The sequence below is a fragment of the Microvirga brassicacearum genome, from assembly GCF_008757455.1.
Classification (GTDB): Bacteria; Pseudomonadota; Alphaproteobacteria; order Rhizobiales; family Beijerinckiaceae; genus Microvirga; species Microvirga brassicacearum.
On the sequence record NZ_VCMV01000014.1, the window covers coordinates 65,352 to 80,150 of the forward strand.

At 62.5% G+C, this 14,799-nt stretch carries 19 protein-coding genes and 1 tRNA gene; 12 read left to right on the forward strand and 8 right to left on the reverse strand.

Annotated elements, in window-relative coordinates:
- Positions 1-18 precede the first annotated feature (18 nt).
- The 5 genes from FEZ63_RS11015 to greA are packed head-to-tail and all read left to right on the forward strand — an operon-like array spanning position 19 to position 4,161.
- The gene (locus FEZ63_RS11015) at positions 19-777 is read left to right on the forward strand and encodes an ABC transporter ATP-binding protein (RefSeq protein WP_150944299.1); all 759 of its coding nucleotides are present in this window, start codon (positions 19-21) and stop codon (positions 775-777) included.
- Positions 774-1,499 (forward strand): ABC transporter ATP-binding protein, encoded by a 726-nt coding sequence (locus FEZ63_RS11020; RefSeq protein ID WP_150944301.1) that lies wholly within the window; start codon positions 774-776, stop codon positions 1,497-1,499. The genes FEZ63_RS11015 and FEZ63_RS11020 overlap by 4 nt, the downstream gene beginning before the upstream one ends.
- A complete protein-coding gene (locus FEZ63_RS11025; protein WP_150944303.1) occupies positions 1,496-2,518 on the forward strand; it encodes a branched-chain amino acid ABC transporter permease in 1,023 nt (340 codons plus the stop codon). Before FEZ63_RS11020 ends, FEZ63_RS11025 begins: the two co-directional genes overlap by 4 nt.
- Before the next feature lie 50 nt (positions 2,519-2,568).
- A complete protein-coding gene (locus FEZ63_RS11030) occupies positions 2,569-3,633 on the forward strand; it encodes a branched-chain amino acid ABC transporter permease (RefSeq protein WP_150944624.1) in 1,065 nt (354 codons plus the stop codon).
- A 60-nt stretch (positions 3,634-3,693) separates the two neighbouring features.
- A complete protein-coding gene (gene greA, locus FEZ63_RS11035) occupies positions 3,694-4,161 on the forward strand; it encodes a transcription elongation factor GreA (RefSeq protein WP_150944305.1) in 468 nt (155 codons plus the stop codon).
- Between the two features lie 12 nt (positions 4,162-4,173).
- On the opposite strand, the gene FEZ63_RS11040 is transcribed toward greA, so the two are convergent.
- Positions 4,174-5,925 (reverse strand): mechanosensitive ion channel domain-containing protein, encoded by a 1,752-nt coding sequence (locus FEZ63_RS11040; protein WP_150944307.1) that lies wholly within the window; start codon positions 5,923-5,925, stop codon positions 4,174-4,176.
- A gap of 344 nt (positions 5,926-6,269) precedes the next feature.
- On the opposite strand from FEZ63_RS11040, the gene FEZ63_RS11045 reads away from it, so the two are divergent.
- A complete protein-coding gene (locus FEZ63_RS11045; RefSeq protein ID WP_201274145.1) occupies positions 6,270-6,728 on the forward strand; it encodes a hypothetical protein in 459 nt (152 codons plus the stop codon).
- 135 nt (positions 6,729-6,863) lie between these two features.
- Positions 6,864-7,136 carry a hypothetical protein gene (locus tag FEZ63_RS11050; protein WP_150944309.1) on the forward strand — a complete coding sequence of 91 codons (273 nt, stop codon included), beginning with the start codon at positions 6,864-6,866 and terminating at the stop codon, positions 7,134-7,136.
- 6 nt (positions 7,137-7,142) lie between these two features.
- On the opposite strand, the gene FEZ63_RS11055 is transcribed toward FEZ63_RS11050, so the two are convergent.
- Positions 7,143-7,355 carry an alkylphosphonate utilization protein gene (locus tag FEZ63_RS11055; protein ID WP_150944311.1) on the reverse strand — a complete coding sequence of 71 codons (213 nt, stop codon included), beginning with the start codon at positions 7,353-7,355 and terminating at the stop codon, positions 7,143-7,145.
- A 229-nt stretch (positions 7,356-7,584) separates the two neighbouring features.
- Between FEZ63_RS11055 and trhA the strand changes: the two genes are divergently transcribed.
- A complete protein-coding gene (trhA, locus tag FEZ63_RS11060) occupies positions 7,585-8,250 on the forward strand; it encodes a PAQR family membrane homeostasis protein TrhA (RefSeq protein ID WP_150944313.1) in 666 nt (221 codons plus the stop codon).
- A 205-nt stretch (positions 8,251-8,455) separates the two neighbouring features.
- Here the strand turns inward: trhA and FEZ63_RS11065 are convergent, their stop codons facing one another.
- The 5 genes from FEZ63_RS11065 to FEZ63_RS11085 form a co-directional block, all read right to left on the reverse strand.
- Positions 8,456-8,767, reverse strand: coding sequence for a helix-turn-helix transcriptional regulator (locus FEZ63_RS11065; RefSeq protein WP_244622754.1), 312 nt, complete (start codon positions 8,765-8,767; stop codon positions 8,456-8,458).
- 83 nt (positions 8,768-8,850) lie between these two features.
- Positions 8,851-9,885 (reverse strand): amino acid ABC transporter substrate-binding protein, encoded by a 1,035-nt coding sequence (locus FEZ63_RS11070; RefSeq protein ID WP_150944317.1) that lies wholly within the window; start codon positions 9,883-9,885, stop codon positions 8,851-8,853.
- A 26-nt stretch (positions 9,886-9,911) separates the two neighbouring features.
- The gene (locus tag FEZ63_RS11075; RefSeq protein ID WP_150944319.1) at positions 9,912-10,529 is read right to left on the reverse strand and encodes a L,D-transpeptidase; all 618 of its coding nucleotides are present in this window, start codon (positions 10,527-10,529) and stop codon (positions 9,912-9,914) included.
- A 46-nt stretch (positions 10,530-10,575) separates the two neighbouring features.
- Positions 10,576-11,133, reverse strand: coding sequence for a hypothetical protein (locus FEZ63_RS11080; RefSeq protein ID WP_150944626.1), 558 nt, complete (start codon positions 11,131-11,133; stop codon positions 10,576-10,578).
- Between the two features lie 71 nt (positions 11,134-11,204).
- The gene (locus FEZ63_RS11085; RefSeq protein WP_150944321.1) at positions 11,205-12,134 is read right to left on the reverse strand and encodes a LysR family transcriptional regulator; all 930 of its coding nucleotides are present in this window, start codon (positions 12,132-12,134) and stop codon (positions 11,205-11,207) included.
- A 110-nt stretch (positions 12,135-12,244) separates the two neighbouring features.
- Here FEZ63_RS11085 and FEZ63_RS11090 point away from each other — a divergent pair, with 110 nt between their 5' ends.
- The 4 genes from FEZ63_RS11090 to FEZ63_RS11105 all read left to right on the forward strand — a co-directional run bounded on the left by FEZ63_RS11090 (position 12,245) and on the right by FEZ63_RS11105 (position 14,418).
- Entirely contained in the window at positions 12,245-12,871 is a 627-nt protein-coding gene (locus tag FEZ63_RS11090) for an FMN-dependent NADH-azoreductase (protein WP_150944323.1), read from the forward strand.
- Positions 12,872-12,964: 93 nt separating this feature from the next.
- Positions 12,965-13,273 carry a hypothetical protein gene (locus FEZ63_RS11095; RefSeq protein ID WP_201274146.1) on the forward strand — a complete coding sequence of 103 codons (309 nt, stop codon included), beginning with the start codon at positions 12,965-12,967 and terminating at the stop codon, positions 13,271-13,273.
- Positions 13,274-13,391: 118 nt separating this feature from the next.
- Entirely contained in the window at positions 13,392-13,703 is a 312-nt protein-coding gene (locus FEZ63_RS11100) for a hypothetical protein (RefSeq protein WP_150944326.1), read from the forward strand.
- Between the two features lie 133 nt (positions 13,704-13,836).
- The gene (locus tag FEZ63_RS11105; RefSeq protein ID WP_150944328.1) at positions 13,837-14,418 is read left to right on the forward strand and encodes a DUF1236 domain-containing protein; all 582 of its coding nucleotides are present in this window, start codon (positions 13,837-13,839) and stop codon (positions 14,416-14,418) included.
- Positions 14,419-14,601: 183 nt separating this feature from the next.
- Here FEZ63_RS11105 and FEZ63_RS11110 read toward each other — a convergent pair.
- Positions 14,602-14,677: transfer RNA gene (locus tag FEZ63_RS11110), tRNA-Lys, on the reverse strand.
- Between the last annotated feature and the right edge of the window lie 122 nt (positions 14,678-14,799).

A 14,799-nucleotide genomic window follows, 5' to 3' on the forward strand; every position in this document is an offset into this window, starting at 1 on the left:
GTGACTCAATCCCAGACAATGGAGCCCGCGCTGGAGACACGCGGGCTCACCATTCGTTTCGGCGGCCATGTGGCGGTCAATGATGTCTCGTGCGGTTTTGCCCCGGGCACGCTTACCGCCATCGTGGGCCCGAACGGCGCTGGCAAGACCACCTATTTCAACCTGATCTCCGGGCAATTACGCGCCAGCGCTGGACAGGTTCTCGTCGGCGGACAGGACATCACGACACTGCCCGCATCGGCGCGGACGCGGCAAGGATTGGGGCGCGCTTTTCAGCTCACGAACCTGTTTCCGCAACTCTCCGCACTGGAGAATGTCCGCCTTGCCGTGCAAAGCCGCGCGGAGGCGGGCTGGTCGCTCTTCCGTGTCTGGAACGATCGCCGCGACCTGATCGAGAAAGCCGAAGCGGTTCTCGAGCGCGTGCGCCTTGCGGACAAACGGAACGTGGCACCGGCGGCTTTGTCGCACGGCGATCAGCGCAAGCTCGAGGTGGCGCTTCTCATCGCCATGGAGCCGAAGGTTTTCATGTTCGACGAACCGACAGCCGGCATGAGCGTCGATGAAGTGCCGACGGTCCTCGAATTGATAAACGACATCAAGCAACGGGGCGACGCCACCGTGCTGCTGGTCGAACACAAGATGGATGTGGTCCGCTCGCTCGCCGACCGCATCGTCGTGCTGCACAATGGCGTGCTGGTGGCAGACGGCGACCCGGCCGCGGTGATTGCATCACCCATCGTGCAGGAAGCATATCTGGGCATCGAGGCGACCCGATGAGCGAGGTACTGCTGCAACTGGAAGGCGTGCACACGCATATCGGGCCTTACCATATCCTGCACGGGGTCGATTGCGCGATTCCCGCCGGCGGTCTGACGGTTTTGCTCGGCCGCAATGGCGCCGGCAAGACGACGACGTTGCGCACGATTATGGGGCTCTGGCAGGCCTCGTCCGGCCGCATCCGTTTCGACGGGCTGGACATCTCCAAGGCCCCCACGCCTGACATCGCGCGCGCCGGGATCGCCTACGTGCCGGAATCGATGGCAATCTTCACCGATCTCACCGTGCGCGAGAACATCGTGCTGGCGGCGCGCAGCGGACCGGTGGATTCGGGCCGTCTCGATTGGATGCTCGGATTGTTTCCGGCGCTCAAGCGGTTCTGGAATTTGCCCGCGGGCAATCTGTCCGGCGGGCAGAAGCAGATGCTGGCCATCGCCCGCGCCATCGCCGAACCGCGGCGGCTCTTGCTGGTGGACGAGCCGACCAAGGGCCTCGCGCCCGTGATGGTGCGCAGCATGATCGAGGCTTTTCGCGCACTGAAGGCAGCCGGGGAGACGATCCTGCTCGTCGAGCAGAATTTTTATGCTGCATCGGCGCTCGGCGACCATGTGCTGGTGATGGATGACGGGCGCATCGCGCATTCCGGCGCCATGAGCGATCTCGTGGCCGATCCTGTCTTGCAACAGCGCCTGCTCGGCCTCAGCCTGGATGCTCATCAATGACCGACATCGCCACCAATGCCGCTGACACAGCTGAATTGCCGCGCGCCAGGACCGATTGGCTGCCGCTGCTTCTCGTGCCGGCGCTCGCGCTGCTGGCCCTTCCCTTCATCGGCAATCCATCATCCTGGGTCACCCTCACGGTGGCGGGTCTCGCCATGGGGATGATGATTTTTCTCATGGCGTCTGGTCTCACCCTCGTCTTCGGCCTGATGGACATCATCAATTTCGGCCATGGCGTCTTCATCTCGCTCGGCGCCTACGCCACGCTGATCGTGCTCGGTCCGCTTGCCGCCTGGGGCCAGGCGGATTCGCTCGGCCTGAATCTCGCGCTGATGGGGCTGTGCATCCTCGTCGCGATGGCGCTGACGGCAGCAGTCGGCGCGGTGTTCGAGCGGGTGATCGTGCGTCCGGTTTATGGCAGCCACCTGAAGCAGATTCTCGTGACGATGGGCGGCCTCATCGTCACCGAGCAGGCGATCCACGCCATATGGGGCGCCTCGCCGATCCCAATCGCGCTGCCGGCGAGCCTGCGCGGCGCCTATGTGCTCGGCGATATCGTGATGGAGCGCTACCGCGTCTTCGCGGTCGTGATCGGATTGGTCGTCTTCGCCGGGATGGAGCTTTTGCTGAACCGCACCCGCATCGGCCTCCTGATCCGCGCCGGCGTCGAAAATCCCGAAATGGTCGAGGCACTCGGCTATCGCATTCGCCGCCTTTTCGTCAGCGTGTTCGTGGCCGGCTCCGCGCTTGCCGGGCTTGGCGGCGTCATGTGGGCCTTCTACCGCCAGACGCTGACGGCCGGCATGGGCATGGAGGTGATGGTGCTGGTGTTCATTGTCATCATCATCGGCGGCCTCGGCTCTGTCGGGGGCTGCTTCGTCGGTTCGCTGCTCGTCGCGCTGGTGGCAAATTATGTCGGCTTTCTTGCCCCGAAGCTGGCGCTGATCTCCAATATCCTGGTGATGGCTTTGGTGCTGGTCTGGCGTCCGCAGGGCCTATTTCCGGTGGCGCGCCGATGACCGCCCGTTCAGCACTCTCCGCCGCGGCCACGCAACCGCGTCCGACAGGCATGATGTCGCGTCTCCTGTCGTCCGATATGCCGCGTTCGCGCGCGCTGTCGGCGATCCTGATCGTCATTGTCGCCGGCCTCGCCGCGACGCCGTTTTTGTTTTCCGGCAGTCAGCCGTTGAGCACCGCCGCGAAGATCTGCGTGTTCATCGCGCTGGTCGCAAGTTACGATCTGCTGCTCGGCTATACGGGCATCGTCTCCTTCGCCCATACGATGTTCTTCGGCATCGGCGGCTACGGGGTCGCAATCGCGCTCGAACGACTTGGCCCTACCTGGATATCCGTTGCAATCGGCCTGGCGGTGGCGCTGGTTCTGTCGGCCGTCCTTGCGGTCGCGATCGGCCTGTTGTCGTTGCGCGTGCGGGCGATTTTTTTCTCGATGATCACGCTGGCGGTCGCGTCCGCCGCCGCCGTGCTGGCGTCGCAGATGTCGACTGTCACGGGCGGCGAGGACGGCCTGTCGTTCCAGCTTCCACCGCAACTTCGCCCCGCATTCCGGCTGCTCTTGGAACCCATCTTTGGCGTCACCATCAACGGGCGGGTTCTGGCCTATTATCTGGTCTTCTTCGCCGCGCTCGCCATTTTTCTCGCCCTGCTGCGCATCGTGAACTCGCCCTTCGGGCGCGTATTGCAGGCGATCCGCGAGAACGAATTTCGCGCAGAGGCGCTGGGCTACCGCGTGGTTGCCTACCGAACCGCCGCGTCGGTGATCTCGGCGCTCGCCGCCACGGTCGCGGGTGCCATGCTGGCGCTCTGGTTGCGCTACAACGGCCCCGACACCACCCTCTCCTTCTCGATCATGATCGACATTCTGCTGATGGTCGTGATCGGCGGCATGGGCACCCTGTATGGCGCGGTGATCGGCGCTACCCTCTTTGTGCTGGCGCAGAGCTATCTGCAGGTGCTCATGGGCGCCGCCAGCAGCGGCTTGTCGGGGATTCCATTCCTGCCGGATCTCGTCCATCCGGATCGCTGGCTGCTGTGGCTTGGCGCCCTCTTCATCATCAGCGTCTACGCGTTCCCCGGCGGCATTGTGGGATATTTGCGAAAGCGCCAATCAGCCTGAAGACCGACGAACAAAAGCCGCGCTTCAATCGTTGTCTGTGTGGGGATGAAGGAGTGCGCCATGAGTAGGGCTTTCGTTCGTGAAGCCGAAGGTGGGGAAGGCTTTGAGGAGCTGCCGGATCGTCAGATCAGCCCCCATTCGAATCTGGTCACGCTGGCCGGCCTCGCACATATGGACGAGGAGATCGGCACATTGCGCGCGCGTCTTGCGGAAGCGCAGGAGCGCGATGATCGCAGCGACATTTCACGGGTGTCGAGGGATTTGCGCTACTGGACGCACCGGCGCGCGACCGCCGAAGTGGTTCCCGACCCCATCGACCACCGGCACGTGCGGTTTGGCTCCACCGTGACGTTCAAACGAGAGGACGGGCGCGAGCAATCCTATCGGATCGTCGGGGAGGATGAGGCCGATCCGGCAGTCGGCACGATCTCCTACGTGTCACCGCTTGCCCAGGCGCTGATGGGAAAGGAAGTTGGAGAGGTCGCGCTGCTCGGACACGGTGAAGCGGAAATTATTTCCATCCGGTGAACGCAGCAATTCTTAGGCTTTGGCCTTTTCGGGCGGCTCCTCTTCCAAGGGAGCGCCGTCGTTGCGCTCGGGTGAAGCGACCGAAGACGCGGGCGCTGGCGTTTCCGGCACAATGACGGCGTCGCGCAGCATGAGGTCGATCTCCTGCTGGATCCGGAGAAACTCCTCCCACTTCGAGGTCATGATCAGGGCGCGGATTTCGGCTTTCGGTTTTTCTTCCTGTCCCTCGCGCAGGCGAACCTCCAGCGTCCCGGGTTCGATCATCGGATGTCGACTCACAAGCGCCGTCAACGTCTCGACCTCCTGACGAATGCCGATGCTGTCGACGGAGCGCAGTCCGACTGTGCGATTGTAGGGCATCCGGTCGCGGTTCGTGAGGTTGATGATGTTCAGGTTCACGAATGTGGCGTTCGGAATGGTGATCAACGAGCGGTCGAGCCCTCGGATCCGGGTCGAGCGGATGCCGATTTCCTGCACCCGCCCCTCAAGCGTGCCGAAACGGCACAAATCCCCCACGCGCACGGGCCGGTCAGCGTAGAGAATGAGGCCGCCGATGAAGTTCTCGAGCGTCGGCTTTGCCGCCAGAGCGACCGCAAGCCCGCCGACGCCGAGACCGGCCAGCAGGCCCGCCAGCGGCAGACCGAGATAGGCCGCGCCATAGATCAACAGCGCGATGGCGAAACCGATCCCCGCAATGCGCACCGCGGCTCGCGCCAGATGCGCATCGATGCTCTCGCTTCGGGTGAATGTCAGGCGGCTCGCGAGCGCGCTCGAGAATCTTAAGATGCCCCACACCGCCCCGAGATATGCGATGCCCTCGGCAATTTGCTCGACGACGTCGTTAAGGCGGCCCGTCACATTGATCTGATGGTCGGACATGTAGGAGACGAACAACGACGCCACGATGACCGCGGCGGGAAGGACTGCGCTCCCCGCAACCGATTTCGACCATTCGGGCGACCGAGCGCGCACGCGTATCATCCGTCGGACACCCGCAACCCCGGCAACCGCGATCCCGATGGTCAGAAGAAGACCGATCCATTGCCAGACCGCCTGGCCTTGTATTTCGAACCGGAAGGATGCCGGCAGGGCCTCGATGAGAGAAAACCATTTTGGCGGGAGCAGATTGCCGGGCGATTGGCTGAAGAAATCGTAGAAATCCTCAGCCGTCGCGCTCGTATTCGGATCGTTGCGGACGAGTTGATAGAAGTCGCGAACGAGATTGACGGTCTCACTGGAGAAAAGGTATTCGCCGCCGCGCGGTCCGTCGGGCATGCGCACGATCCGGATTTCTGTTCCGGGTACATTCCAGCTCTGCGGTTTTTCGTTGTCGCCGGGAATTTCACTCTGGGGCGGCAGCGGCACCCGGTCGAGAATCTCCTTCAACAGCAATGTCGATTCGAGCCGGCGATGTTCGAGTTCGACCGGCGCGATCTGGCTGAGGTCCAGCGTGCGAGCGGCGCGTGCAAGCAAGGACTCCGCCTCCTTGACCTTCTCCTCGACCTCTCGACTCCAGGACAATCCGGGTTCGGCCTTGTTCTCGCGATAGGCATCGAGCAGCAGTTGGGATGCCTTGGCCGAATAGGCGCGGAACCCTTCGAGTGTTGCACGCGGACTGGAGGTCTCGGCCGGCGCCAGCGACCGGAGATTGCCGAGCGCCGTCGGTGCGCCAATGAACTGGAGAGCGGCAAACAGGCCGACCAGAAACAGGCAGAGCAGCGGGATCGCCGCTTCCTTCATGAGGTTGCGTGCAGAAGTTCTCATTGCTGCTTCCCGTGCCGCCAAGCGCGGCCCGCCTTCATGGTCCTAAACCTCATAGCCAGCCGCGTGGCGGGGCGCAAGGAATCGGCTCTCAGCGGCGCGGGAGACAACAATCCAGCGCATCGAAGTGTAGGAACGATTATCCAAAGCAACCGCCAGCTTCCACATCTTGGGAATACAGTCTTTGTAAAGAGAAGGATCGATGTCTCTTCCGATCACATTTCTGTCTGTTGCCTCGCAAACATCTGTTCAGGCTGCGATTGCGCGCGTTATCATGCGCTCCCCTTGTCCAACAGAGTAACTGATCCGCTTTTCTTCCGCCTCATTCCTATCCTCAGGAGAGATCCATGACTGAAAAGGAAGTCGATGTCGTTGCGGAGGAACTGGCCCGGCTTGGTGGGAGTTCATGGTACCCTGGACGGAGTGAAGACCCGGTCCTGCGCGTTGTGACGGAACGATTCAGGGAGCGGGCGCGGGCTGCCATTGCCGCTCTCGACCGTTATCGCGCGGGAGTTGCTGCCGGATCGGTTGCGATTTCGAGCGGCACGTGTCCGGGTGAACGACTGCGCGTGGGAGCAACGGTGGTCTATCGCCCGCCCGGAGATCGACGAGCCTATTCGTGCATCGTCGACCAGATCGGAGAGGGTCGCATTCACGTCATTCCGCAAATGCCGGGCGAGGACGGATGGATCGCGGAGACCGATATCGTGACCGACGACGTCGTCAAGAACCTTGAGGAACAGGGCCTAATTGCAGTCCCTTCCAGACGTTTCCCCGAAACGGACCAGCCGGGACAGCCTCGCTGACGCTGCAGGAAGCCGCGTATCCACGAACAGCAGAGCGACGGCGTTTCACGTCCTGGGCGACGCCGCGCCGTCAAGACTTGATGCGCGCAGGATTCTATGCGGCTCTGTTCGTGGCAACGCCGGAGGCAGGCTCACATGATCTGGAACATCGACCCTCTGATCGCGGCTGGCGTCATGGCGGCGACCGCCGCGACCGATGCGGCCTACGTCTTCTTCAACGCCGCGGTTGCGTCGCGCCAGCGTTGGCGCGCCGCACATTGGAGTTCGATCTGGTATCTGCTCTCTGCCTTCGCGGTCATCAGCTACACCGAGCAGGCCCTCTACGTGGTCTTCGCGGCACTCGGCTCATGGCTCGGCGCCTTCGCGTCCGTCAGCTGGCTGATCAGGCCATTGCGCCCCGGCGCTTAAGCGGCGCTAGACCTTCTTGAGAAAGCAGGTCTTGAGCACCAGGTTTTTGACCTTCTCGACCCGCCCCTCGATTTCCTCGTCGTTGGACGTCAGCTGAATATTCTTGACCACCGTCCCGCGCTTGAGGGTCACCGAGGTACCTTTGACCTTCAGATCCTTGATGAGTTGGACCGAGTCTCCGTCCTTCAGAAGCGCCCCGTTGCTGTCTTTTACGTCCATCACTCGACCTCCAATTTTGGTTATGCTGTTTCGCGAAACGGTCCTTAATAGTCAAGGTTGGAAGCGCGGCGCCACGGCGCGTCATAGGAGGTCGGAACGGATCTGAGGGGCGCCCTTCCCTTCTTCCACCTCTTCCGGTCCGGGTCTTACTCTCGTCACGGTGACGTGCGAGATTGAGGCAATCGACGATTCCCGCACGGCTCCTGCCGATGTTACACACGAGGAGCCGATGCCGTCGCAGCCGCCAGAAAGTCGCTACAGGAATTTCGACGCCGCAGAAGTTCGCGTGGATGCCATCGTGCATGTGGCCGGCGTCGGTTTCGCCCTCGCAGGCGCCGTCACTCTCCTCGTATCGGCGTTTCACCTGTCGTGGGGCGAATATGCCGCGGTCTGGATCTATGCGACCGGGCTCGTCGTCGTTCTTGGAGTGTCGGCGACCTACAATATGTGGCCGGTCTCACGCGTGAAATGGATCCTGCGCCGGTTCGATCACTCGGCCATCTATCTTCTGATCGCCGGCACATACACGCCGTTTCTCACGCGCATCAATGGTGGCGTCGTGTCGCCGGGGCTTCTTGCCGGGATTTGGACGACGGCGGGAATCGGCATGCTGCTGAAGCTCCTCATGCCGGGCCGGTTCGACCGCCTCTCGATCCTGCTTTATCTCGGACTCGGCTGGAGCGGCTTCGTGTTCTACGATGCGGTCTTCGCCGTGTTGCCCGCATCCACCATGTGGTGGCTTGCCGCCGGTGGCCTGCTCTACACGATCGGCGTGGTCTTCCACATCTGGGAGCGCCTTCGATTCCAGAACGCGATCTGGCACGCCTTCGTGCTGATCGCGGCGGCGTGCCATTATGGGGCCGTCTTGGACTACATGGTGCTGGTGCGCGTGTAGCGGCAATACGCTGCCGGCCTTCGGTCGCCGGTCGGCCCGTTCAAGGACGCCCCTACCAGAAGAACGTCACGCTATAGGCGACGAACAGGGCGACGACGACCAATGCGGCCGTTCGCCAGTGCTTCTCAATGTGCTCGTGCAGCGTCATTCCAGTGTTCTCTTTCTCGGTTTGGCGCCTGCCCTGTCGGCGGCACCGCGTGTGTGGTCACCCGTCATTCTCGGATGTGAGTTGCTCCGGCCGCAGACCTTCATCCGTATGAGAGGATTTTACCCGCACACCCGGGCCGCCCCGCTGGCTCGCCTCGTTCTCGAAGAAAAAGACGATCCCGGCGCGCTGAAGCGCATCCTGCAGCTTGTCGCCGGTGTCGGAACGCCCGCCGAGCGCGCCGTCCCCGGCCTCGAGCCGTTTGATGGTCGGCTCAGACACCCCGGATGAGCGAGCAAGATCCGCCTGCGACCATCCGAGCAGCGCGCGAGCCGCTTTGAGTTGTCTGACGGATACCTTCTGGTTCAACACGGCGCGGTCACCATCCCTGACACTTTTGGTATCAAAAAAACTGACCGGAGCCAACATGCGAGAGGCGGGTTGCTGCCTATTCGTCAACGGATCGGCGGGGCATATTGAATACCGCCCATGTTCCACATCTGGTTGACGCCGCGGGGGATATCGAGCTTGGAACTGGCGCCGACATTGCGGTCGTAGACTTCGCCGTAATTGCCGACGGCGCGGACGATTTTGGCGGCCCAATCTGCCGTCAGCCCGAGGTCGGTGCCGAAATCGCCATCGCTACCCACAAGCCGCTTCACGTCCGGCTTCTCCGACCGCAGAGCCTCGTCGATGGTCTTTGAGCTGACCCCGAGCTCCTCGGCGTTCAGCATCGCGAAATTCACCCACTTGACGATGCCAAACCACTGCATATCGTCCTGCCGGACAACCGGCCCCAGCGGCTCCTTGGAGATGATGTCGGGGAGCACGAGACTGTCGCCGGGCTTCGTCAGCTTCAGGCGTTCCGCGTGCAATTGCGATACATCGCTCGAAATGCCCGTGCAGCGCCCTTCCTGATAGGCATTCAGCGCTTCGGCGGGAGACGAGACGACCACCGCTTCAAGCTTCATGCCGTTCGCGGCGAAGAAGTCCGCCACGTTGGCCTCGCTCGTCGTGCCGGCCTGCACGCAGATCTTCGCGCCGTCGAGTTCCAGCGCCGAGGTCACGTTCTGTGCCTTGGGAACGAGGAAACCCTGCCCGTCGTAATAGGTCACGCCGGCGAAGACGACATCGAATTCAAGTTCGCGCCCCATGGCCCAAGTGGAATTGCGCGACAACACATCGATCTTTCCCGCTTTCAGCGCCGGGAAACGATCGGCTGCCGACAAGGGCACGAACTGGACCTTGCTTGGATCGTTGAAGATTGCCGCTGCGATGGCGCGGCAATAATCCACGTCGAAACCGATCCACGCGCCTTTGTCGTCAAGGGCTGAGAATCCCGTCAACCCTTGGCTGACGCCGCAGACAAGCGTGCCACGATCCTTGACGGTCTTCAGTGTCTGCGCGTCCGCGTCTCCGGCGCTGACCCCCAGCATGGCACTCACGCCGATCAACGCTGAGCACAGGCGATGGTTTGCTCGAAACAACATGGACGACCTCGACATCAGGTTGAAGCTCACAGCTTCGCTGCGTGTTTGACGATGACTTTCGTGCCCACCGGCACCCGTCCGTACAGATCGGCGACGTCATCGTTCACGAGACGAAAACACCCGGACGAGATCGCGTAACCGATCGTCTGTGGCTGATTGGTGCCGTGGATGCGATAGACGGTTTCGCCGAGATAGAGGGCGCGAGCACCCATCGGATTTCCCGGTCCGCCTGCCATGAAACGCGGAAGGTAGGGCTGGCGCTTGATCATTTCCGGCGGCGGCCGCCAGTCCGGCCATTCCTGCTTGCGCGTCACCTTGACAAGACCGGACCATTGAAAGCCGTCGCGGCCGACGCCGATGCCATAGCGGAGGGCGCGGTTATTGCCTTGGACGAGGTAAAGGAAGCGCTCCGACGTGTGGACGATGATCGAGCCCGGCGGCTCGGTGGTGCGGAAGAAAACATATTGGCGCTCGAAGCCATCGGGGAGTTGTTCGGCTTCCTTCGGCGGCACGTAGCCGGGTTGCTCGTCGATCTCCAGTTCGGGAGCCGAAGGTTGAAACGGAAGCGGCGCCGCCAGCGTCGGCAAGGCGGCAAAAGCGAGCGCACTCGCCATCACGATTGGACCAAGGAACCGCATTCTCATTCGAACCTCGTTGCACTTCATTGTCGGCGCACAGAGACAACCATCGTCAGCCGGTTGCGCCCGTGGCTTTTGGTTTGCTCGGCGTGCCGCTCGCTTGGTCGCACTTCACGTAGACCATGGTGCCGTAGCGCGCCGTGACATCGGGATCGAGATACTGGATCGTCATCACCTTCCCGTCATAGGCGGACAGTTCCATGTCGGTGATTTCGCCCGGAGGGCCGGCGCGGCCGATGAACGTCCGCCCATCCGCGCTGGACTTGATGTGAAGCTCGCTCGGCTCCGCCTCGTCGGCGAGGTTCATGACGACGCCGCCGTTCGTGCCGGCCTTGATGACATAGGGATTGTTGCATTGGGAGCGCGCCTCTTTCAGCGTCCGCTCCCGGTCCGTGTCGCGATGGTAGGAGGCAAGCCCCCAGCGGCCAACAACCGACTCGGCGGGAATGCTGGGAGCCGCCGCAATGGGCGCCGACACGAATGTTTCGGTTGTCGAACAGGCCCCGAGCAACATTGCGGCGACACCACAAACGGCGATCACTTCGCTGGCGCCCCGAAGAGCGGATAATGCGACCGGAGGGGACGCGAGGTCGTGGTTCCTGGCCGTCATGCGCATGTGCTTTCCCTAACGGCAGAGAGAATGGCCGCAAAGCTTGGCGGAAAGCAATAGGAGATTGGCGGCTAGGAGGCGGCTTGCAACGCCGCCATCTGGCAAGGGTCCCAGCGTGGCTCGCCGCCGAACCGTTCGACCAGGAGATCGATCAGCACCCGCACTTTGCCGGGCACGTGTGCCCCCGGCGGCCGCACCACGTAGATGCCATATTCGGGCATCGGATATTCGCTGAGAATGGGCACCAGCGTGCCGGCCTCGATCGCATCCGCCGCCAGAAAAGTCGGCAGGGCGGCGACGCCGAGGCCGTTGACGGCCGCTCGCAGGATGGCATCGCCGTTATCGGCGAGTAAGCGCCCCTCCGGACGGACGGATGTCCAGCGCTTGCCGACCTGGAAGCGCCAGTCGCGGTCGGCGCTGCCTGTGTAGATCAGGCATTCGTGATGCGCGAGATCGGCGGGTGTTTGCGGCCGTCCGTGACGGGCCAGATAGGCCGGACTGGCAACGATCGCAGCGCCGCCTTGGGCAATGCGCCGGGCCACGAGACTCGAATCCTTCAGATCGCCGATGCGGATGGCGGCGTCGAGCCTTTCGCCGACCAGGTCGACAAAGCGATCGCTGAAGGCTGCCTCGATTTCGAGCAACGGGTGGCGTGCCGTCAGCTCGGCGAGCAGCGGCGCGACGTGGCGCAACCCGAATGAGACCGGCAATGATATGCGCAACCGCCCGACAGCCTCGCCTGCCTGATGGGCCACGGCATCCCGCGCCTCATCGAGATCGACGAGGATCCGTTCGGCCCGCGTCTTGAATTCCAGCCCTGTCTCCGTGGGGCTGATCCCGCGGGTCGTCCGGCTCAGTAGCCGCGCCCCGAGGCCCGCCTCAAGCCGGGCGATACGTCGGCTGACGATCGACTTCGAGAGGCCGAGCCGCTTCGCCGCACGCCCGAAGCCGCCCGCTTCCACCACCTCCACAAATGCCCGGATATCGTCGAGCTCGGACATGTAGACGTTCCTCTCAGGTCAACAGTGTTGTGTCCATTATGGGCATTCTGTTGCGGTTTTGGAACCACTAGTTTCCGGTGACACAAAATCCGCACCATTGGAGCTTGACCATGTCCACCGTCCTTGTCCTGAACAGCAGCCTGTCCGGCGAAGCATCCGTCTCGAGGCAGCTCGTGCAGGAGGCTTTGTCGAACCTGCGCGCGCAGGATGCCTCGCTCGAGGTGATCACCCGGGATGTCGGCAGCGACCCGCTTCCGCATCTCACCGGCAACGCGTTGCAAGGGCTCGCCAACGACAAGCCCGATGCGACGCAATCGCAAATCCGCGCTCTGGCCGATGAGCTCATCGCCGAGATCCAGGCGGCACAGACGATCATCATCGGCGCGCCGATGTACAATTTCGGCATCCCCTCGACCCTGAAGGCCTGGTTCGACTATGTCCTCCGGGCCGGCACCACCTTTCGCTATACGGAAAATGGGCCCGAGGGGCTGTTGACCGGCAAGCGTGCCATTGTGGTGGAAAGCCGCGGCGGTTTTTACAGTGACGGGCCTGCGAAAGCGTTGGACGGCCAAGAGCCGCATCTTCGCGCGCTGCTCGGCTTCGTCGGCATTGCCGATGTGACCTTCGTTCGCGCGGAGCGTCTCGCCATGGGGCCGGAGATCCGTGAGCAGGCCATTCAGGACGCCAGCTCGGAGGTCCGTCGCGTGACAGACGACGCCCTGCTTCGCGCCGCCTGACGAGACTGCCCAAGCTCGAGCCGTTCTGCGTCATCAACCTGACGCAGTGCCCGGTCTATCCGAGAGCTGTACGGAGCACCGGAGGTCGGTTTGATGTTCGAGCGGCAATCCTCGAAATTCCTCTCTCGACACGCCTATAATGCGTTCCGCAACAGGGAATGGCCCGCTCTCATCTGTGCCGTTCCACAGGACCGGCCGGTCCCCGATTTCATCACGGCCGAAGGCTGGTTCGTCCAGCCTCCGGCGGCCGACGATCAGGCTGGGCTCAAGTTCCGGGAACATCTCGCGCAGGAGAGCGCGCAACTGAACGGATTTTATCTGTATTTCGAGCCGGGGCTGTCGCATTGCGGGCTGCCGGATCAAACCGCCATCCCCAATGGAGAATGTTCAACGAGGCGCTAGACACCGAATACACCGGTGCTAGATGGTCGGCGCCGGGGGAATTTTTATGAAGCGCTGCATCGTCGGTTTGTCATTGCTGCTGTTGGCATGGACTCCACTTCGTGCACAGGAGGCGCCAGTGGGGCCTCCCGTCAACACGCTCCAAGAAATGGGGAGCGCATTGTGGTCCTGCTGGTTTCCTCCGGCAGGCACGCAAAACTTCCAGGTCACCATAAGGTTCAGCTTCAAGCGCAACGGCGAGGTGCTCGGAAAGCCTCGCATCACTTTTTCGACTTTCAATGGCGACAGGGCAGAGCAGATGCGGATCATGGGTTTGATTCTCACATCTCTCGAAGCATGCACACCGGTGAACGTCACGCCGGCGCTCGGTGCGGCGATTGCCGGACGGGCCTTCACGATGACGTTTACGTCGCCCTCCACGGAGGGATAAGCCGGCGCGATACGGCTTGCATTCAGTCATCGACAAGCTTTGCGGAGGTCACCGCGCTGCGGCGTAACTGAACGGAACCCGGTCCTGCGATGTAGGGTTTATCCCGTCGAACTCCAACCCTGTGGAGGTTACGATGCGTATGACTTTGCTAACGACGGCCGCAGTGGCCGCACTCTCCTTGAGCTTTGCAGCTGTGGCTCAAACCAGCGGCACCCCGGGCACTTCGGGCGGTACGACCGTCAATCCGGGCGCAGGCGCCAGCCCATCGGGCCCCGCGGGTGGGCCTGCTTCCGGTCAGATGAACCGTCCACCCAGTGACGGGTCCGGAGCATCGGCTCCTCCGCGTGCAACCGGCAGCGGCGCGCCTGGCACGGCTTCGGGCGGCGCTCAAGGAGCACCGGGCGCTGCTCCGACCACGACCGGTAGCACCACGGGCAGCCCTTCCACCGCTGTCAGCGTTTCGTCCGAGCAACGGACCGAGATTACCCGAGCCTTCAGCGGCGTGAACGTGCAACCGCTCACCAATGTGGAATTCAACGTCAGCGTGGGCGCTTCCGTGCCAGCGTCGGTCACGACGTTGTATGATTGCCCAAACACGGTCGAGCGGATCCTGACCGGTCTTCCGGAATGCAAATATGTGGTGATCCGCGACCAGATCGTCATCGTGGAACCAAGCACTCGCCGGATCGTGACGGTCATCGAGCGGCGAGGCTAAAAGGGCCGCTATCGGATACGGCTAAGTTGATGGACGCGGGACGCCTATCGGACTTCGTGGGCGTCCTGCCACCGCGCGACGCGGCTCCCGACCGATAATTCGAGCTAGATGCGAAGACGATTGCTGCGTTCGTAGTGTTCCGGGAATGGAATTCCCAAACTCCACCTGAACCTTTGAAAAGGTTGGTGGGTGCACAAGGGCTCGAACCTTGGACCCGCTGATTAAGAGTCAGCTGCTCTACCAACTGAGCTATGCACCCTCGCCGAAGCGAATTCAGCCGGGCGAGGCCCGCTGAAGAGGCCGTGCAAGTAACAAACCATGGGGCGGCTGTCTACCCCAATTTCCAACGATTTATGGTTTTCGAGGGGAGATTTGCGCCCT